Source organism: Pseudomonas sp. ML2-2023-6 (assembly GCF_037055265.1).
GTDB classification, from domain to species: domain Bacteria; phylum Pseudomonadota; class Gammaproteobacteria; order Pseudomonadales; family Pseudomonadaceae; genus Aquipseudomonas; species Aquipseudomonas kulmbachensis.
Window position 1 is genome coordinate 2,460,337 of sequence record NZ_CP146347.1, and the last position, 19,767, is coordinate 2,480,103.

General features: G+C 57.3%; 15 protein-coding genes. 7 read left to right on the top strand and 8 right to left on the bottom strand.

Going from position 1 to position 19,767, the window contains the following annotated elements; genetic code table 11:
- Window positions 1-98: 98 nt before the first annotated feature.
- Window positions 99-2,324, bottom strand: a complete 2,226-nt coding sequence (locus V6L79_RS11480; RefSeq protein WP_261741604.1) for an NADP-dependent isocitrate dehydrogenase — start codon at window positions 2,322-2,324, stop codon at window positions 99-101.
- A 463-nt stretch (window positions 2,325-2,787) separates the two neighbouring features.
- Between V6L79_RS11480 and icd the strand changes: the two genes are divergently transcribed.
- Window positions 2,788-4,044, top strand: a complete 1,257-nt coding sequence (gene icd / locus V6L79_RS11485) for an NADP-dependent isocitrate dehydrogenase (protein WP_261742398.1) — start codon at window positions 2,788-2,790, stop codon at window positions 4,042-4,044.
- A 75-nt stretch (window positions 4,045-4,119) separates the two neighbouring features.
- Here icd and V6L79_RS11490 read toward each other — a convergent pair whose 3' ends face one another.
- A complete protein-coding gene (locus V6L79_RS11490; protein ID WP_261741605.1) occupies window positions 4,120-4,398 on the bottom strand; it encodes a cold shock domain-containing protein in 279 nt (92 codons plus the stop codon).
- Between the two features lie 226 nt (window positions 4,399-4,624).
- Here V6L79_RS11490 and clpS point away from each other — a divergent pair, with 226 nt between their 5' ends.
- Window positions 4,625-4,987, top strand: coding sequence for an ATP-dependent Clp protease adapter ClpS (gene clpS, locus V6L79_RS11495; protein ID WP_261741606.1), 363 nt, complete (start codon window positions 4,625-4,627; stop codon window positions 4,985-4,987).
- A gap of 29 nt (window positions 4,988-5,016) precedes the next feature.
- Entirely contained in the window at window positions 5,017-7,287 is a 2,271-nt protein-coding gene (clpA, locus tag V6L79_RS11500) for an ATP-dependent Clp protease ATP-binding subunit ClpA (protein ID WP_261741607.1), read from the top strand.
- A gap of 52 nt (window positions 7,288-7,339) precedes the next feature.
- Here the strand turns inward: clpA and V6L79_RS11505 are convergent, their stop codons facing one another.
- The 6 genes from V6L79_RS11505 to aat form a co-directional block, all read right to left on the bottom strand.
- Window positions 7,340-8,986, bottom strand: a complete 1,647-nt coding sequence (locus tag V6L79_RS11505) for a Na/Pi cotransporter family protein (RefSeq protein ID WP_338580246.1) — start codon at window positions 8,984-8,986, stop codon at window positions 7,340-7,342.
- Window positions 8,987-9,081: 95 nt separating this feature from the next.
- On the bottom strand, window positions 9,082-11,796 hold the full coding sequence (gene mgtA / locus V6L79_RS11510) for a magnesium-translocating P-type ATPase (RefSeq protein WP_338580247.1): 2,715 nt from the start codon (window positions 11,794-11,796) through the stop codon (window positions 9,082-9,084).
- Between the two features lie 228 nt (window positions 11,797-12,024).
- A complete protein-coding gene (locus V6L79_RS11515; protein ID WP_321836084.1) occupies window positions 12,025-12,264 on the bottom strand; it encodes a hypothetical protein in 240 nt (79 codons plus the stop codon).
- Between the two features lie 536 nt (window positions 12,265-12,800).
- Window positions 12,801-13,019 (bottom strand): translation initiation factor IF-1, encoded by a 219-nt coding sequence (gene infA, locus V6L79_RS11520; RefSeq protein ID WP_002553999.1) that lies wholly within the window; start codon window positions 13,017-13,019, stop codon window positions 12,801-12,803.
- Between the two features lie 98 nt (window positions 13,020-13,117).
- The gene (locus V6L79_RS11525; protein WP_261741611.1) at window positions 13,118-13,825 is read right to left on the bottom strand and encodes an arginyltransferase; all 708 of its coding nucleotides are present in this window, start codon (window positions 13,823-13,825) and stop codon (window positions 13,118-13,120) included.
- Between the two features lie 54 nt (window positions 13,826-13,879).
- The gene (gene aat, locus V6L79_RS11530) at window positions 13,880-14,560 is read right to left on the bottom strand and encodes a leucyl/phenylalanyl-tRNA--protein transferase (protein WP_261741612.1); all 681 of its coding nucleotides are present in this window, start codon (window positions 14,558-14,560) and stop codon (window positions 13,880-13,882) included.
- Between the two features lie 351 nt (window positions 14,561-14,911).
- On the opposite strand from aat, the gene ftsK reads away from it, so the two are divergent.
- Genes ftsK through crcB form a run of 4 tightly spaced genes read left to right on the top strand, consistent with a single transcriptional unit; the run spans window position 14,912 to window position 19,752 of the window.
- Entirely contained in the window at window positions 14,912-17,356 is a 2,445-nt protein-coding gene (gene ftsK, locus V6L79_RS11535) for a DNA translocase FtsK (RefSeq protein ID WP_395247450.1), read from the top strand.
- Between the two features lie 50 nt (window positions 17,357-17,406).
- Entirely contained in the window at window positions 17,407-18,027 is a 621-nt protein-coding gene (gene lolA, locus V6L79_RS11540) for an outer membrane lipoprotein chaperone LolA (RefSeq protein ID WP_133078174.1), read from the top strand.
- A gap of 28 nt (window positions 18,028-18,055) precedes the next feature.
- Window positions 18,056-19,381 (top strand): replication-associated recombination protein A, encoded by a 1,326-nt coding sequence (locus V6L79_RS11545; RefSeq protein WP_261741614.1) that lies wholly within the window; start codon window positions 18,056-18,058, stop codon window positions 19,379-19,381.
- The gene (gene crcB / locus V6L79_RS11550; protein WP_261741615.1) at window positions 19,378-19,752 is read left to right on the top strand and encodes a fluoride efflux transporter CrcB; all 375 of its coding nucleotides are present in this window, start codon (window positions 19,378-19,380) and stop codon (window positions 19,750-19,752) included. Before V6L79_RS11545 ends, crcB begins: the two co-directional genes overlap by 4 nt.
- The last annotated feature ends 15 nt before the right edge of the window (window positions 19,753-19,767 follow it).

The window sequence follows — 19,767 nt, forward strand, 5'->3', positions numbered from 1 at the left end:
CATTCGCGAGCAGGCTCGCTCCCACAGGGTTTGTGTGGGCCGTAAAAACACAAACCCCGGCATCGTGGGCCGGGGTCTGTGGTGTTGCTCTGTTGCTCTTACACCAGTGAGGCGATGATCGCGTTCAGCGTGGCGCTAGGGCGCATTACTTTGCTCACCTTGTCGGCGTCGGCGTGGTAGTAACCACCGATGTCGACCGGCTTGCCCTGCACGGCGTTGAGTTCGGCAACGATTTTTGCCTCGTTCTCGGCCATGGCTTTTGCTACAGGAGCAAATTGGGCTTGCAGTTCTTTGTCTTCAGTCTGGGCAGCCAGGGCCTGAGCCCAGTACAGCGCCAGGTAGAAGTGGCTACCGCGGTTGTCGATGTTGCCGACTTTGCGCGATGGCGATTTGTTGTTGTCGAGGAACTGGCCGGTGGCCTGGTCCAGAGTCTTGGCCAACACCAACGCTTTCGGGTTGTTGTAGGTCGTGCCCAAGTGCTCCAGGGAAGCAGCCAGTGCCAGGAATTCACCCAGCGAGTCCCAACGCAGGAAGTTTTCTTCCAGCAGTTGTTGCACGTGCTTTGGAGCCGAACCGCCTGCGCCGGTTTCAAACAGACCGCCGCCATTCATCAGTGGAACGATCGACAGCATCTTGGCGCTAGTGCCCAGTTCCATGATCGGGAACAGGTCGGTCAGGTAGTCGCGCAGTACGTTGCCGGTCACCGAGATGGTGTCCAGGCCCGCACGGGTGCGTTCCAGGGTGAAGTTCATGGCATCTACTGGCGCCATGATGCGAATGTCCAGACCGCTGGTGTCGTGGTCCTTCAGGTAGGTTTCTACCTTTTTGATCATTTCGGCGTCGTGGCTGCGCTGTGGGTCCAGCCAGAATATGGCCGGGGTGTTGCTGGCGCGAGCACGGTTGACGGCCAGTTTGACCCAGTCGCGGATCGGCGCGTCTTTGGCCTGGCACATGCGCCAGATATCGCCTTCTTCAACCTTCTGTTCCATCAGCACGTTGCCGTTGCTGTCTGTTACGCGAACAACGCCAGGGGCCTTGATCTGGAAGGTCTTGTCGTGGGAACCGTACTCTTCGGCTTTTTGCGCCATCAGGCCAACGTTTGGCACGCTGCCCATGGTGGTCGGATCGAACGCGCCGTGCTTCTGGCAGTGTTCGATGGTCGCCTGGTAGATCGTGGCGTAGCAGCGATCCGGGATCAGGGCCTTGGTGTCTTGCAGCTGGCCTTGCGTGTTCCACATTTTGCCGGAGTCACGGATCATGGCTGGCATCGAGGCGTCGACGATAACGTCGCTCGGCACGTGCAGGTTGGTGATGCCCTTGTCCGAGTTGACCATCGCCAGTGCAGGGCGGTTGGCGTATACGGCTTCGATGTCGGCTTCGATTTCAGCTTGCTTCTCGGCTGGCAGCGCCTTGATGCGAGCGTACAGATCGCCGATACCGTTGTTCAGGTTGAAACCGATTTCTTTCAGGATGTCTGCGTGTTTTTCCAGCGCATCCTTGTAGAACTCGGCCACGATCTGGCCAAACATGATCGGGTCGGAGACCTTCATCATGGTGGCTTTCAAGTGAACCGAGAACAGCACGCCCTGTTTTTTGGCGTCTTCGATTTCGGCCGCTACGAACTCGCGCAGGGCTTTTTTGCTCATGACCGAGCAATCGATGATCTCACCGGCCTGAACGGCGGTTTTTTCTTTCAGGACGGTAGTGGTGCCGTCTTGAGCGATCAGTTCGATTTTAACGCTGCCCGGTGCTTCGATCAGGGCGGCTTTTTCGCTGCCGTAGAAGTCGCCTTCGCTCATGTGAGCAACGTGCGACTTGGAGTCGGCAGCCCAGGCGCCCATTTTGTGCGGGTGCTTGCGAGCGTAGTTCTTGACCGACAGCGGTGCGCGGCGGTCAGAGTTGCCTTCGCGCAGAACCGGGTTTACGGCGCTGCCCATGACTTTGCTGTAACGCGCTTTGACTTCTTTGTCAGCGTCAGTGGTCACGGTTTCCGGGTAGTCCGGGATATCAAAGCCCTGCGCTTGCAGTTCCTTGATCGCGGCCTGCAATTGCGGGACCGAGGCGCTGATGTTAGGCAGCTTGATGATGTTGGCTTCAGGAGTAACGGCCAGAGCGCCCAGTTCGGCGAGGTGGTCAGCTACAGCCTTGGCACCCAATTGCTCGGGGAAGCTGGCAAGGATGCGACCTGCAAGAGAGATGTCACGCGTCTCAACAGCAATATCAGCGGGCGCAGTGAAGGCTTCGATGATAGGCAGCAGTGAATAGGTGGCGAGCGCCGGAGCTTCGTCGGTGAAGGTATAGATGATCTTCGAACGGTTGGGCATTTCGGATTAACTCTCTTCTTTGCTGAGCGTGCTCAGATTCTCGAGATGCGCAGGGTAGGCGCTTTCGTTCACAGTGAACAATGAGCCGAAAGTCGAGGTTCTTCGCGGTGATGTGAATGCATCAGTAGAGCGTCAAGCGGTCGAGCCGGGGTAACGGCTCAGCCTTTCTAGGCCTGAAAGACTCATTCCAGTAGGTGTTTCACAGTGACTCCGTGGTCACCGACGCAGTATACATAGGTCACTAATGTTCCTGCGAGGGGTGCGGCCTATCACGAATCATCCATTGGTCTAAGACCCTGCGTCAAAATGCCCTTGTTTTTGGCGTTTTACCCAGTGTTTACGGGGTTGCAAAGGGGGGCGGTCGAGGTTGCAATCATGCGTTCTGAACATTCGGTTTGCGTGCTGATTTAACTGGGTTACGCTCGGGATCGGCATGATGTTCCACCCACAAATGGAGTTCAGCATGGGATACAACAAGATCAAGGTTCCAGCCGCAGGTGAAAAAATCACCGTCAACGCCGATCACTCGCTCAATGTTCCCGACAACCCCATCATTCCCTATATCGAAGGGGATGGCATCGGTGTCGACATCAGTCCGGTGATGATCAAGGTGGTCGATGCGGCAGTGAACAAGGCCTACGCCGGCAAGCGCAAGATTTCCTGGATGGAAGTCTATGCAGGGGAGAAAGCCACCCAGGTCTACGACCAGGACACCTGGCTGCCTCAGGAAACCCTGGATGCGGTAAAGGATTACGTGGTCTCGATCAAAGGCCCGCTGACAACCCCTGTGGGCGGAGGCATTCGCTCGCTGAACGTGGCCCTGCGCCAACAGCTCGATCTGTATGTATGTTTGCGCCCGGTGCGCTGGTTTGAAGGTGTGCCTAGCCCGGTTAAAAAGCCGGGCGACGTCGACATGACGATCTTTCGCGAAAACTCCGAAGACATTTATGCCGGAATCGAATGGAAGGCTGGCTCGCCTGAAGCAATCAAGGTGATCAAGTTTCTGAAAGAAGAAATGGGCGTGACCAAGATCCGCTTTGACCAGGACTGCGGGATCGGGGTCAAGCCGGTATCCAGGGAAGGCACCCGGCGCCTGGCGCGCAAGGCGCTGCAATACGTGGTTGATAACGACCGTGAGTCGCTGACCATCGTGCATAAAGGCAACATCATGAAGTTCACCGAAGGTGCCTTCAAGGAGTGGGCCTATGAAGTGGCGGCTGAAGAATTCGGCGCGACCTTGCTCGATGGCGGGCCGTGGATGCAGTTCAAGAACCCTAAAACCGGACGCAATGTAATCGTCAAGGATGCGATTGCTGATGCCATGCTCCAGCAAATCCTGTTGCGTCCTGCGGAATATGACGTGATTGCGACGCTCAACCTGAACGGTGATTACCTGTCCGACGCTTTGGCCGCCGAAGTGGGCGGTATTGGTATTGCGCCGGGCGCCAACCTGTCGGACACCATTGCCATGTTCGAGGCCACCCACGGCACGGCACCCAAGTACGCGGGCAAGAATCAGGTCAACCCGGGTTCCTTGATCCTGTCTGCGGAAATGATGCTGCGGCATATGGGCTGGATCGAGGCTGCCGACCTGATCATCAAGGGGACTAATGGCGCGATTTCGGCCAAAACCGTGACCTACGATTTTGAACGATTGATGGAAGGTGCAACGCTGGTTTCGTCGTCGGGCTTCGGCGATGCGCTGATCGCTCATATGTGAACTGAGCAGGCATAAAAAAACCGGCCGATTCGAGTGTTTGAATCGGCCGGTTTTTTTTGCGGCGAGTCCGGGGGGTCAGACTGAGAGGCTGGTTACCTCTGGCGCATTCGCAAGGGCGGTGACGGGGCCCTGGGCGTTAGTGATCTCAACGGCATGCAGGCCTTTGGGCCCCTGGATTATTTCGAAGCTCACGGGCTGGCCAGCCTTGAGCGTCTTGTAACCGTCCATCTGGATTGCCGAAAAATGCGCAAAAAAGTCAATCGGGTTTCCGTGTTCATCGATGCCTTCCTTGGCCTGCGTATTAATGAAGCCGAAGCCCTTGGCGTTGTTGAACCACTTGACCTTGCCTTGCATACTCATATCCCTCTGCTGCAAAACTCCATCACTGGAGTATCATCCAGTTCACTCGCACAGAAACCAGTAAATATGGTTGACTGTGCGGACCATTTTTCCCACTGTGGGCATTAATGGTTGTAACACCGTTTTACCGATAGTCAAGGTCACGCGGCGGCGCTGTTGCAATTTGACACCTTCGCCTCCATCACTGTATTTGCACAACCTACGACGAACCTTTTTTTCCATGCATGCAATCAGCCAGACTCGACTAACATTCAATCAGGATCAGTCCGATTTTGATCACGAAGACTCCGCTGGCTTGGCTGTGCAAGAGGCTAAGCCTGCGCTTCAGGCGCCGCCGATGTACAAGGTGGTTTTGTTTAACGATGACTACACACCCATGGATTTCGTTGTCGAAATACTTGAGGTGTTTTTTAACTTGAATCGCGAATTGGCGACCAAGGTCATGCTGGCCGTCCATACAGAAGGACGGGCCGTGTGCGGCATTTTTACCCGCGATATCGCCGAGACCAAGGCCATGCAGGTAAACCAGTACGCGCGTGAAAGCCAGCATCCGCTACTCTGTGAAATCGAGAAGGACGGTTAACGCCGACCACTTGGGTATGAGGTGAAGCCATGTTAAATCGCGAGCTCGAAGTCACCCTCAATCTTGCCTTCAAGGAAGCGCGCTCCAAACGTCATGAGTTCATGACGGTTGAGCACCTCCTTTTAGCGCTTTTGGATAATGAGGCAGCCGCAACCGTTCTACGCGCCTGTGGCGCAAACCTCGACAAACTCAAGCATGACCTGCAAGAGTTTATTGATTCCACGACTCCCCTGATTCCCGTCCACGACGAAGACCGCGAAACTCAGCCAACCCTGGGTTTTCAGCGGGTCTTGCAGCGTGCTGTATTCCACGTGCAAAGCTCCGGCAAGCGTGAAGTGACTGGCGCCAATGTGCTGGTTGCGATTTTCAGCGAGCAGGAAAGCCAGGCCGTGTTCCTGCTCAAGCAGCAGAGCGTTGCCCGTATTGATGTGGTCAACTTTATTGCCCACGGCATCTCCAAGGTGCCGGGGCATGGTGATCACTCTGATGGCGAACATGAAATGCAGGATGAAGAGGGCGGCGAATCGTCATCTTCAAGCAATCCTCTGGACGCCTACGCCAGCAACCTGAACGAGTTGGCCCGCCAGGGTCGGATCGATCCGCTGGTAGGGCGCGAGATGGAAGTTGAGCGCGTTGCCCAGATTCTGGCGCGTCGGCGTAAAAATAACCCGTTGCTGGTCGGTGAGGCCGGTGTGGGTAAAACCGCAATTGCCGAAGGCCTGGCCAAGCGCATCGTCGACAATCAGGTGCCTGACCTGCTGGCGAACAGCATCGTCTACTCCCTTGATCTCGGCGCTTTGCTGGCGGGTACCAAGTACCGCGGCGATTTCGAGAAACGTTTCAAGGCGCTGCTCGGTGAGCTGAAAAAACGCCCGCAGGCGATTCTGTTTATCGATGAAATCCACACCATTATTGGTGCGGGCGCTGCGTCTGGCGGCGTGATGGATGCCTCCAACCTGCTCAAGCCTTTGTTGTCTTCGGGCGACATTCGCTGCATCGGCTCCACTACGTTCCAGGAATTTCGCGGAATTTTCGAGAAGGACCGCGCCTTGGCGCGCCGCTTCCAGAAAGTCGACGTGTCCGAGCCTTCGGTTGAAGACACCATTGGCATTCTGCGCGGGCTTAAAGGTCGCTTTGAACAGCATCACGGCATCGAGTACAGCGATGAGGCCCTGCGTGCGGCGGCTGAGCTGGCGTCGCGCTACATCAACGACCGGCACATGCCGGACAAGGCCATTGATGTGATCGACGAGGCGGGTGCTTATCAGCGTCTGCAGCCGGTCGAGAAACGGGTCAAACGCATCGAAGTCGCGCAAGTTGAAGACATCGTTGCGAAAATCGCACGTATTCCGCCAAAACACGTCTCTGTCTCGGACAAGGAACTGTTGCGCAACCTTGAGCGCGACCTGCGTTTGACCGTGTTCGGTCAGGATGCTGCGATTGATTCGTTGTCCACCGCGATCAAGTTGTCCCGTGCCGGGCTCAAGTCGCCAGACAAGCCTGTGGGTTCGTTCCTGTTCGCAGGGCCGACCGGTGTCGGTAAAACCGAGGCTGCGCGCCAATTGGCCAAGGCCCTGGGCATCGAACTGATCCGTTTCGACATGTCCGAGTACATGGAGCGCCACACCGTATCGCGTCTGATCGGTGCACCTCCGGGCTATGTCGGTTTCGATCAGGGTGGTTTGCTGACTGAAGCCATCACCAAGCAGCCGCATTGTGTGTTGTTGCTCGATGAAATCGAAAAGGCGCACCCCGAGGTCTTTAACCTGCTGTTGCAGGTCATGGACCACGGCACGCTGACCGATAACAACGGGCGCAAGGCGGACTTCCGCAACGTGATCGTCATCATGACCACCAACGCGGGTGCTGAAACAGCTTCTCGGGCTTCGATCGGGTTTACTCATCAGGATCATGCTTCCGATGCGATGGAAGCGATCAAGAAGAGCTTCACTCCCGAGTTCCGCAACCGCCTGGACACCATCATTCAGTTTGGTCGCCTCAGTCACGAGGTCATCAAACATGTGGTGGACAAGTTCCTTACCGAACTGCAGGCGCAGCTGGAAGACAAGCACGTGCAGCTTGAGGTGTCGGACGCGGCGCGTGGCTGGTTGGCCGCGGGTGGCTATGACGCACTGATGGGGGCTCGTCCGATGGCGCGTTTGATTCAGGACAAGATCAAGCGTCCGCTGGCCGAGGAAATCCTCTTTGGCGAACTGGCCGACCATGGCGGTGTGGTACACATCGACCTGGAGAATGGCGAGTTGACCTTCGAGTATGAAACCGCAGTCGAAATGGCTTGATGTAACACGGCAGTAAAAAAGGCGCCCTCGGGCGCCTTTTTGCTGTCTGCAGCTAGCTGGTCGGGCTCAGGCTCGCCGCTGGGTTGTGCTCGGTGTGGCGCTCCAGCACCGGGTAGCCCAAAGCGGCAATATGGTGATGGACACGACGGTAGTCGCGCAGCACCCGCTGGAAAATATCCCCGGACTCGGCCCAGGCCGTCTTGTCATTCTGCAACTTGCGAAAGTGCTCGCGGCTAGCCCTGGCCTCCAGCTTGCGTACGGTTTCCTTGTGGTTGATCAAGGCCTCGGCTGCGGCTGCGTTTTCGCTTAAAAACGCGGTAATGGCCAGGTTCAGGCTCTCCAGCAGGGCCAGGTGCATGGCCTGGATATGCATCAGCTCGAAAGATGAAAAGCGCTCCCCTCGGCGTGTCCTGCGTACGGCCAGTTGCGCCAGGTTGTTGAGAATGTCCCCGGCATGTTCCAGGTTGATTACGAACATCAGGATTTCCTGGGCGCGATCGGCATCGTCATCGCTCAGGCCGTCGTGGCCGATATCGGCAAGATAAGCGCGGATCGCTGCACTTAGCAGGTCGATGGAGTGATCCAGTTGCCGCACCTCGTTCATGGTCTGCTGATCGACCTTCTCAAACAGTTGCAGGACCTGATTGAGCATCAGTGAAGTCATGTCCGCCAGGCGCAAGGCTTCGCGCACGGTATTGGACAGGCCTATATTGGCCACTTCCAGCCCGGCTTCGTCCAGATACTGTGGCATGCCAGGATCCGCTGGCGGATCTTGCTGAGGAAACATGCGGGTCAGCAGGCGTGCGCAGGGCTCGGTCAAACCGATAAACACCACTGCCAGCACCAGATTGAACGCGGTGTGCAGGTACACCACCATGTGCGCCGGGCCGATATCAGTTCGGGCCAGATAGTTGGCAATCAGCGCCAGGCATGGCAGCAACACTACGGTGCCCAGCAGGCGGATCAGCAGGTTGCCCACAGGCAGGCGGCGTGCAACAGGCGAGCTGGCGCTGAACACCGATGGCAAGGCGCCGCCGATATTGGCACCGAGCATCAGGGCAATGGCGGTCACGGGTGTCATCATGCCTGCGCCTGCCAAAGAGGCGATCAGCAGCACCACTGCGACGCTGGAGTGGCAGATCCAGGTCAGTAGTACTGCGGCGATCACCGCTATGATCAAGTCGCCTTCCAGGCTTTGCATGATGGCGCGAAACACCGAAGTCGCCTCCATGTGGGCCAGGGTAGCACTGAGCAAACTCAGGGCCAGCAACATTAGGCCCAGGCCGATCAGCGCGCAGCCGACGCTTTCGTAGCGCGAATCATCGCGCAAGCGATACACAACAAAGCCCACCAGCAGGATGATCGGCATCGCCAGCGAGGTGTCGAAGCTCAGCAGTTGCACCACCAGAGTCGAGCCGATATTGGCCCCCAGCATCACCACCAGGGCGGGTGCCAGGCTCAGGGTGCCAGCTGCGGTAAACGAGGTTGCCATCAGGCTGACCGCTGTACTGCTTTGCAATACGCCGGTAATACCGATTCCGGAAATCAGTGCCATCCAGCGGTTATTCAGGTTGCGCCCCATCCAGTTGCGCAGTTGGGTGCCAAATCCGCGCAGCAGGGCTGTGGAAATCATATGGGTGCCCCAGAGCAAAAGTGCGATGGCGCCCGCGAGGTTGAGTAACAGAGTGGTTCCCGACATAAGGAATCTCCACAAAACAAGCATTCATGTCTTACGAGGTCGTAATACGAAGGCATGGGCTGGCGCGATAAGGCGCCAGCCCATGGCGATTCAAGTCAGTACCACTGCTTGAAACGGCGGATGTAGATGGTCTTCATCAGTTGCGCGACGCAGCAGTAGCTGAACAGGGTGGCTACCAGCCAAGGGAAGTACGACAGCGGTAGCGGCTCCAGGCCAACCAATGTACCCAGCGGCGAGAACGGCACGTAGATCCCCAGCACGATCACAATGATGGTCATCATGGTCACCGGCCATGCGGCGGTGCTCTGGATGAACGGGATCTTGCGGGTTCGCAGCATGTGTACGACCAGGGTTTGCGAGAGCAGCCCCTCGATAAACCAGCCGGACTGGAACAGGGTCTGCATTTCCACGCTGTTGGCCGAGAACACGTACCACATCAGGGCAAATGTGGTGATGTCGAAGATCGACGAAGTTGGCCCGATCCAGATCATGAAACGCCCGATATTTTTCGCGTCCCACTTACGTGGTTTTTGCAGGTATTCCTTGTCCATCTTGTCCCACGGCAATGCCAGCTGGGAGATGTCGTACATCAGGTTTTGCAGCAGCAGGTGAATCGACAGCATCGGCAGGAAAGGAATAAAGGCGCTGGCCACCAGTACCGAGAACACGTTGCCGAAGTTGGAGCTGGCGGTCATGTTGAGGTACTTCATGATGTTGCCGAATGTCTCGCGTCCTTTGAGCACACCCTCTTCCAGCACCATCAGGCTCTTTTCCAGCAGGATGATGTCGGCCGATTCCTTGGCAATGTCCGTGCCGCTGTCCACCGAGATACCCACGTCGGCATCACGTAGGGCTGGGGCATCGTTAATGCCATCGCCAAGGAAGCCTACGGTGTGGCCGTTGGCTTGCAGTGCTTTGAGTACACGGGACTTCTGCAGCGGGGTGAGCTTGGCGAATACGGTGCGTTGCTCGACCTCCAGTTGCAGCGCGGCGTCGTCCATCGCCTCGATTTCCGGGCCGAGTAATGGCGCGCCTGGTTCCAGGCCGACCTGACGGCAAATCTTGCTGGTGACCACGGCGTTGTCGCCGGTCAGCACCTTGACCGCTACGCCGATGTCCCGCAGGGCGGCAATCGCCGGGCCTGCGGTTTCTTTTGGCGGATCAAGGAAGGTGAGCATGCCGCGGATTACCAGATCCCGCTCGTCAGCGGTGTTGTATTGCTTGTGCGTCTGGGTCTTGGGGATGTCGCGGGTGGCGACCAGCAATACCCGGAAACCGTCCTCATTGTATTCGGTGGTCAGTGCCAGCAGTTGCTCGCGGCGTGCAGGGTCCAGGGCGACGGTGGTATCACCCTCCATCACATGGGTGGCAATGCCGAGCATTTCTTCAACAGCGCCCTTGCACACCAACAGGTGGTCGCCTTGGGTGTCCTTGACGATGATCGACAGGCGCCGACGGACGAAGTCAAAGGGCAGCTCATCCACCTTGCTGTAGTTGAGCGGAGCGTTGAACCTGGAGTCCTGTTGGGCAAATTGCACCACCGCCTGATCCATCAGGTTGCGGATGCCGCTTTGGAAGTGGCTGTTGAGCCAGGCCAGAGCCAGTACCGATTCATCACGCTTGCCGCTGGGGTTGACGTGATGCTCAAGGATGATGTGATCCTGGGTCAGGGTGCCGGTCTTGTCGGTGCACAGCACATCCATGGAGCCCAGGTTCTGGATCGCATTCAGGCGCTTGACCACCACTTTGCGCTTGGCCATGGCGGTTGCGCCCTTGGCCAGGTTGGCGCTGACAATCATTGGCAGCATTTCCGGGGTCAGGCCGACCGCCACTGCCAGGGCAAACATAAAGGCATCGCCCCAATCGCCCTTGGAAAAGCCGTTGAGGAAAAACACGATCGGCACCATGACCAGCATGAAGCGGATCAGCAGCCAGCTGACGCTGTTGACCCCACGGTCGAACGCGGTTTGCGTGCGAGAGCCGACGATTGCCTTGGCCAGTGAGCCAAAGTAGGTGCGCGGGCCGGTGGCGACCACTACGGCGCGGGCGGTGCCGCTGACCACGTTGGTGCCCATAAAGCAGATGTTGGGCAAGTCCAGCAGGTTGCTCTGATCGGCAGCGGTGCTGGAGGCGGACTTTTGTGTGACATCCCCCAAGGTGTCGTATTTCTCCACGGGCAAGGCTTCGCCGGTGAGGACTGCCTGGCTGATAAACAAGTCGCGGGATTCGATCAGGCGAATATCCGCCGGAATCATGTCGCCAGCCGACAGCTGAACGATATCCCCGGCCACCAGCTCGCGCATCGGCACTTCATGCACCGAAGTCTTGCCGCCGGTTTTATCCCGCCGTACAACGGTGGCGGTGGTGCGGACCATGGCTTTGAGGGCTTCGGCGGACTTGGCCGAGCGATGTTCCTGCCAGAACCGCAGCAAGCTGCTGAGGCCAACCATCAAACCAATGATGATGACTTTGGTCAGGTCGCTTTCTTCGCCATCGCGCTCTGGCAGCCAGTAGTCGGTGAAAAAGCTGATAACGGCCAGGGTCAGCAGTACATAGATGAACGGGTTATGCAGGGCCAGCATGAACTGCACGATGGCGTGAGGCGGTTTGTCGTGAGCCACCTCGTTGTAGCCATCTGTCTGCAGGCGTTCGGCGGCGTCTTGCTCGGTCAGGCCGGCAGTTGTGGCGCGGACATTGGCCAGAGTGGCCGAGAGACCGTTTTGTGCTTCCCGAGCGGCACGCATGGACAGTTTGTTGCTGTCGCTGGTGCTGTTCTTGTCTCGAACTTTAGTGTTTTTTACGGCGCTCATGATGAGAACTCCTGTCGCCAACTCTTGACCAAACATACGTTGGCTTACCTATTTAAAGGCGAGCCAATGTATGCCGAGTCGCAAACTTCGCAATCGGTTTTAATGAAGTGTTAAGTGCGCTTTAAAGTCCCGCTGCAATTAAGTTGTTAATGCCCACGCAGCGGGTAACTACTGGCTTCTTCCATGGGGAACTCCAGTGAATTAAAGTTGTTTTCAGTTAATGGATAATCAGCGCCAAGCGCGACTCTGCGGGTCCTGAGAGTCGGCCATGCTCCAGCGTTGCTCCAGTTGGCCTGTGGCAGGATTGACGCGCCAATGCACCTGGCGGTGCGCAGGTTTTATGCCGGGAACCGGAGTGGAGAAGGGTGATTTGGTCGAGCGAGCATAAGTGGGCTCGCGGGACAGTTTCACACGCATGCTCGAGGTAAAGGCGCGAACGCCGGGTAGTACAGGGGTTTGAAAGGTCATAACACACCTCGTGACCGGACGGCGCCGGTGAGGTCGTTACGTTGGAGCATCAGGCTCTAGCGCAGTTGACCCCGCCGTGCAGGCGAGTCCCGTCAATGTCTGGGTTTAGCGCCCGGATCTCCGTAATTACGGTGACCGGACAGCGACTAGATACTGTGTCCATTGGCTTCTTTTGTGAAGTTTATAGGCGGCCTGAATGACCGGCCTGTGCAATCTACTTAGACTGCAGGGGTAAGTCAATGTTAACGCCTGGCAAGTGACGGTGGTACAGCAACGGTTCAGGAAGTTTGGAAGTTATGAAAGTGCAGTGTTTGATATGTAATGAATAAGACAAAAAAGTTACAGGCGAGCAAAGTTTAGTAGTGCAGCTAAATCAGTGGGAGTGAGCCTGCTCACGATGGCATTACTGCGGTTCGTTTGGCAGACGGTGTCGTCTGTATCGCGAGCAGGCTCGCTCCCTCTGATGTTGTGGGTGTCAGGCAAATCCCGGGCAAACAAAAACGCCCGGCAGAGCCGGGCGTTTTGTATTGACTTGATTAGCGAGCGCGGTAAGTGATACGCCCTTTGCTCAAGTCATAGGGCGTCAGCTCGACGCGCACTTTGTCACCGGTAAGAATACGAATGTAGTTCTTGCGCATCTTGCCGGAAATATGCGCGGTTACGACGTGCCCATTTTCCAACTCCACACGAAACATGGTGTTGGGCAGGGTGTCGACGACAGTGCCTTCCATTTCGAAGCTGTCTTCTTTCGACATGCAGTAAAGCCCTCGGTGTCCAATGAATGGCCCGGTGCAACTGCGCCAGGCAAAAGCGGCGTGCATTGTGCCCGAAAAATGGGGTTTAAGCCAAGGGTTCAATCAAGAGAGCTCCATCTCTGATTAATCAGCAGCTCAATGGGCCGGTATTCGGTCTTGTAATTCATCTTTTTGCAGTTCTTGATCCAGTATCCCAGGTACAGGGCATCCAGCCCCATGCGCCGGGCTTCGGCAATTTGCCAGAGAATCCCGTAGCGCCCCAGACTGCGGCGTTCCTCGTCAGGGTCGTAGAAGGTGTACACCGCAGACAGACCATTGGGCAGCACGTCAGTGACGGCGACCGCCAGCAAGCGGCCATCGAGGCGGAACTCATAGAATCTCGAGAACGCCAGATCGCGTACCAGAAACGTCGAGAATTGATCGCGGCTGGGCGGATACATGTCGCCATCGGCATGGCGTTGCTCGATATAACGTTGATAAAGGTCAAAATTTTCTTCGCTGAACCCTGGTTTGACAGGCTGTACCTGTAAATCGGCGTTGCGCTTGAAAATGCGTTTTTGCTGACGATTGGGCATAAAGCGCGCAACAGGAATGCGCGCCGGGGTGCAGGCATCGCACTTCAGGCAATGCGGGCGATAGAGATGGTCGCCACTGCGCCGGAAACCCATCTCGGACAAATCGGCATACACCTGCACATCCATCGGCTGACTGGGGTCGAGGAACAGCGTAGTGGCCTGTTCGTCAGGCAAGTAGCTGCAAGCGTGAGGTTGAGTGGCATAAAACTTCAAACGCGCCAGCTCGGTCATGATGGGCCCTCGCAAATCTTTAAATTAAGTGTAAGCCAGCGTGCAAAAGTGCGCCTACAAAACCCACTGTGCAGGTGTGGGCTGGTCGAGATGATTGCGCAAATACTCGGCAAATTGCGTTCGCGGGATTGAGCGGGCGCCGAGGCTCTCGAGGTGGTCAGTAGGCATTTGACAGTCAATCAGGACAAAACCCCAAGCCTGCAGCTGTCTGACTAATGTGACAAAGCCGAACTTTGAAGCGTTGTCGGCGCGGCTGAACATCGACTCGCCAAAAAACAGCTGCCCCATTGCCAGGCCATACAGTCCGCCCACCAGTTCGCCGTTATCCCAGACTTCAACCGAATGGGCATGGCCGCGAGCATGCAGTTCGATGTAGGCGTTTTGCATGTTGTCGGTAATCCACGTGCCGTCCGCATAGTCGCGCGGTGCTGCGCATGCCTGAATCACCGCTGCAAAGTCGCGGTCAAAACTGACCTGATAGCGTTGCTGGCGTAACAGTTTGCCCAGGCTGCGGGACACGTGCAGCTCTTCGGGGAACAGCACTGTGCGCGGGTCGGGCGACCACCAGAGGATCGGCTGGCCTTCGCTGAACCACGGAAAGCAGCCGTGGCGATAGGCCTGGATCAGCCGGTCTGCCGACAGGTCGCCGCCTGCGGCCAGGAGCCCGTTGGGCTCGCGCATGGCTTTTGCCAGGGGCGGGAATGTCAGAGTGTCGCGTTTTAACCAGGTCAGCATGGCTTTGGGTCTTACAGAAGAAGGGGAGGGCGGCTGCAACTCTGTCACGCAAATGCGGTCTCAGTCGATCTGCCAGCGAAATGTAAGCTCTGTTTTAACGGCGGTATAAGTCTTTGTCACAAAAGGTAATACATGCTCAAATTGGCGCTTCTCAGCCAGGCGCAAGTGGAATCTGATCGTCGCTTGAGCCAGCGTGGCATCAACGGCTTAAACCCGTACAATGGCCTGCCTGTTTACGCTGATCTAGACTGCACCAACGTTGCTGCAGGGAATAATACAAGGCTGGTTTCATTTAAAGTCTGAATTTGTCGCCTGCTCGATATGAGCAGTATTTTGCAGTCACCTTAGTCAATTAATAGTTGGGCGCGCCACAGGCGCAGGAAAAGACCCGTTTTGAAGAAATCCACAGTAGCACCCAAAGCAGTTCCTCTCTGGCGTCAACAGTTGCACTACCGGCTCAAGGAAGGTGCATTGATCGCTATCGGCGCCCTATGCCTGTTCCTGATCATGGCCCTGTTGACCTATGGCAAGGACGATCCCGGCTGGAGCCATAACAGCCGTGTCGTGGATGTGCAGAACTTCGGCGGCCCTGCGGGCTCCTACAGTGCTGACATCCTGTTTATGGTGCTCGGTTACTTTGCCTATATTTTCCCGTTGCTGCTGGCGGTCAAGGCGTACCAGATCTTCCGCGAACGGCATCAGCCCTGGCAGTGGAGTGGCTGGTTGTTCTCATGGCGCCTGGTAGGCCTGGTGTTTCTGGTGATTTCGGGGGCGGCACTGGCCCATATCCACTTTCACTCCGCCGTGGGCCTGCCGGCAGGCGCGGGCGGTGCTCTGGGCGAAAGCCTGGGTGATCTGGCCAAGAATGCGCTGAATATCCAGGGCAGTACCCTGTTGCTGATTGCGTTGTTCCTGTTTGGCCTCACCGTATTCACTGACCTGTCATGGTTCAAGGTCATGGACGTGACGGGCAAAATCACCCTTGACCTGTTTGAGCTGATCCAGGGGGCGGCCAATCGCTGGTGGTCAGAGCGCAACGAGCGCAAGCAGCTTGTGGCCCAACTGCGAGAGGTTGATAACCGGGTCAATGACGTGGTCGCGCCTAGCGTTTCCGACAAGCGTGAGCAGGCCAAGGCCAAAGAGCGCCTGATCGAGCGTGAGCAGGCGTTGACCAAGCACATGTCCGAGCGTGAAAAGCACGTGCCGGCAGTTATCGCTCCGGCACCGCCCAAGGCGCCTGAGCCGAGCAAGCGAGTGCAGAAAGAGAAGCAGGCCCCGTTGTTTGTGGACAGCGCGGTTGAAGGCACGCTGCCGCCGATCTCGATTCTGGATCCGGCCGAGAAAAAACAGCTCAACTACTCCCCTGAATCTCTGGCGGCCGTTGGTCACCTGCTTGAAATCAAGCTCAAGGAGTTCGGCGTAGAAGTGTCGGTGGACTCGATTCATCCGGGCCCGGTGATTACCCGCTACGAAATCCAGCCTGCAGCCGGGGTCAAGGTCAGCCGTATTTCCAACCTGGCCAAAGACCTGGCGCGTTCGCTGGCTGTGACCAGTGTGCGGGTGGTTGAAGTTATCCCGGGCAAAACCACGGTCGGTATCGAAATTCCTAACGAAGACCGGCAGATCGTGCGGTTCTCCGAGGTGTTGTCGACCCCTGAGTACGACAACGCCAAGTCTCCCGTGACTCTGGCCTTGGGCCATGACATCGGTGGGCGACCGGTGATCACCGATCTGGCGAAAATGCCGCACTTGCTGGTAGCCGGTACAACCGGTTCCGGTAAGTCCGTGGGCGTGAACGCCATGATCCTGTCGATTCTGTTCAAGTCTGGCCCCGAAGACGCCAAATTGATCATGATCGACCCGAAGATGCTTGAACTGTCGATCTACGAAGGCATCCCGCATTTGCTGTGCCCGGTGGTTACGGACATGAAAGACGCTGCCAACGCCCTGCGCTGGAGCGTTGCCGAGATGGAGCGCCGTTACAAGTTGATGGCCAAGATGGGCGTGCGTAACCTCGCCGGCTTCAACCAGAAGGTCAAGGACGCCCAGGACGCTGGCGAGCCACTGGTCGACCCGCTGTACAAGCGTGAAAGCATTCACGACGAAGCGCCGCTGCTGGTGAAGTTGCCAACCATCGTGGTGGTGGTCGACGAATTCGCCGACATGATGATGATCGTCGGCAAGAAGGTCGAAGAGCTGATTGCCCGTATTGCCCAGAAAGCACGGGCCGCAGGGATTCACTTGATCCTCGCGACCCAGCGTCCGTCGGTGGACGTGATCACGGGTCTGATCAAGGCCAACATCCCGACCCGTATGGCGTTCCAGGTGTCGAGCAAGATCGATTCGCGCACCATCATCGATCAGGGTGGCGCCGAGCAACTGCTGGGCCACGGTGACATGTTGTACATGCCGCCCGGCACCAGCCTGCCAATCCGGGTACATGGTGCGTTTGTTTCAGACGATGAAGTTCACCGTGTGGTCGAAGCCTGGAAGCTTCGCGGCTCGCCGGACTACAACGAAGACATCCTTGCCGGGGTTGAAGAACCTGGCAGCGGCTTTGACGGCGGCAGCAGCGATGGCGGTGATGACGCTGAAACCGATGCGCTCTACGACGAGGCCGTACAGTTCGTACTTGAGAGCCGTCGTGCCTCGATCTCTGCGGTTCAACGCAAATTGAAGATTGGTTACAACCGCGCTGCCCGAATGATCGAATCCATGGAAATGGCCGGGGTTGTCACCTCGATGAACACTAATGGCTCGCGCGAAGTACTGGCGCCGGCCCCGATGCGCGATTGATCTGCCCAGGGCTGTATCGGGCGGGTTCTAACTAATCAATGAGGATGTCCATGCGTTTTGTCAGCATGCTGTTGCTACCGGTACTGGCTTTTTCTTCGCTGTCGGCCCATGCCGATGCCGAGAGTGTGAAACGTCTTGGTCAATTGCTCGGCTCCGACACCATCACGGCGCGCTTTTCACAGCTGACGCTCGATGGCAGTGGCACTCAATTGCAGGAAACTGCCGGTGAAATGTCGGTTAAACGTCCGGGCCTGTTCTACTGGCACACCGATGCGCCACAAGAGCAACTGATGGTCTCCGATGGCCAGAAGGTTTCGCTGTGGGACCCGGATCTGGAGCAGGTCACGATCAAAAAGCTTGATCAGCGCCTGACCCAGACCCCGGCCCTGTTGCTGTCGGGTGATGTGTCGAAAATCAGCGACAGTTTCGATATCACCTCCAAGCAGGCCGGTGATGTGATGGACTTCACCTTGAAGCCCAAGACCAAGGACACGCTGTTCGACTCCCTGCGCCTGTCGTTTCGCGGTGGCAAGATCAACGATATGCAGTTGATCGACAGCGTGGGCCAACGCACCAACATCCTGTTCACCGGGGTCAAGGTCAACGAGCCGATTCCTGCTTCCAAGTTCAAGTTCGATATCCCGAAAGGGGCTGATGTCATCCAGGAATAAGCCCTGGAAGAGGTTTCAAACGCTGCCCATGGATCTGTTTCGAAGTGCCCCGATTGCCCAGCCCCTGGCTGCCCGTTTACGTGCAGCCAATCTGGATGAGTACGTCGGTCAGGAACACCTGCTCGCTCGCGGCAAGCCCTTGCGTGAAGCGCTGGAGCAGGGCGCGCTGCATTCGATGATTTTCTGGGGGCCGCCGGGCGTGGGTAAAACCACCCTGGCGCGGTTGCTGGCAGAAGTCTCGGATGCACACTTTGAAACCGTTTCGGCGGTACTGGCCGGGGTCAAGGAGATCCGTCAGGCGGTCGAAATTGCCAAGCAGCAGGCGGGCCAGTACGGGCGCCGCACCATCCTGTTTGTTGACGAAGTGCATCGCTTCAACAAGTCGCAGCAGGATGCATTTTTGCCCTATGTCGAAGATGGCACCCTGATTTTTATCGGTGCCACCACTGAAAACCCTTCCTTTGAGCTGAACAACGCACTGCTGTCGCGGGCGCGTGTCTATGTGCTCAAAAGCCTCGATGAGGCGGCCCTGCACAAGCTGGTGCAACGAGCCCTCACGGAAGACAAGGGGCTGGGCAAGCGCTGCCTGAGCCTGAGCGATGAAGGCTTCCAGATTTTGCTGCGGGCGGCTGACGGTGATGGTCGGCGCCTGCTCAACCTGCTGGAAAACGCCTCTGACCTGGCCGAAGATCACAGCGAAATCGGCACCGACCTGCTGCATAACCTGCTGGGCGATACCCAGCGGCGCTTCGACAAGGGTGGCGAAGCCTTTTACGACCAGATCTCGGCCCTGCACAAGTCGGTGCGTGGCTCCAACCCGGACGGTGCTCTGTACTGGTTCGCGCGAATGATCGACGGCGGCTGCGACCCGTTGTATATCGCCCGGCGGGTGGTGCGCATGGCCAGCGAAGACATCGGCAACGCCGACCCGCGCGCGCTGAGCCTGTGCCTGTCGGCCTGGGATGTGCAAGAACGTCTCGGCAGCCCGGAGGGCGAGTTGGCGGTGGCCCAGGCCATCACCTATCTGGCGTGTGCGCCAAAAAGCAACGCGGTGTATATGGGCTTCAAGGCCGCACTGCGCAGCGCCGCCGAATACGGCTCGCTTGAAGTGCCGCTGCATTTGCGCAACGCGCCGACCAAGCTGATGAAACAACTGGGTTATGGCGACGAATACCGCTACGCCCATGACGAACCTGACGCCTATGCTGCTGGCGAAGACTACTATCCGGATGAGCTGGAGCCGTTACAGCTGTATCAGCCAGTTCCGCGGGGGTTGGAGCTTAAGATCGGCGAGAAGCTCAAACATCTTGCTGCACTGGATCGTGCCAGCCCCAAACAGCGGAGAAAACCGTGATCCCAGTGATCGTTGCTGTATCAGTGGGCGGTGTTGCAGGCACATTGTTGCGCTTCGCCACGGGAAACTGGATCAACGCCAATTGGCCGCGGCACTTTTATACCGCGACATTGGCCGTTAATATCGTGGGCTGCCTGCTGATTGGCCTCCTTTACGGACTTTTTTTGATGCGCCCGGAAGTACCGATTGAAGTCCGAGCCGGACTAATGGTCGGTTTCCTGGGTGGTTTGACTACTTTTTCATCCTTTTCACTGGATACGGTGCGCCTGCTTGAAACCGGGCAAGTGCCATTGGCACTGGGCTATGCGGCCCTCAGCGTATTCGGCGGGCTGCTCGCAACCTGGGCTGGCCTGTCCCTGACCAAACTTTGATAAACGAGAAACCGA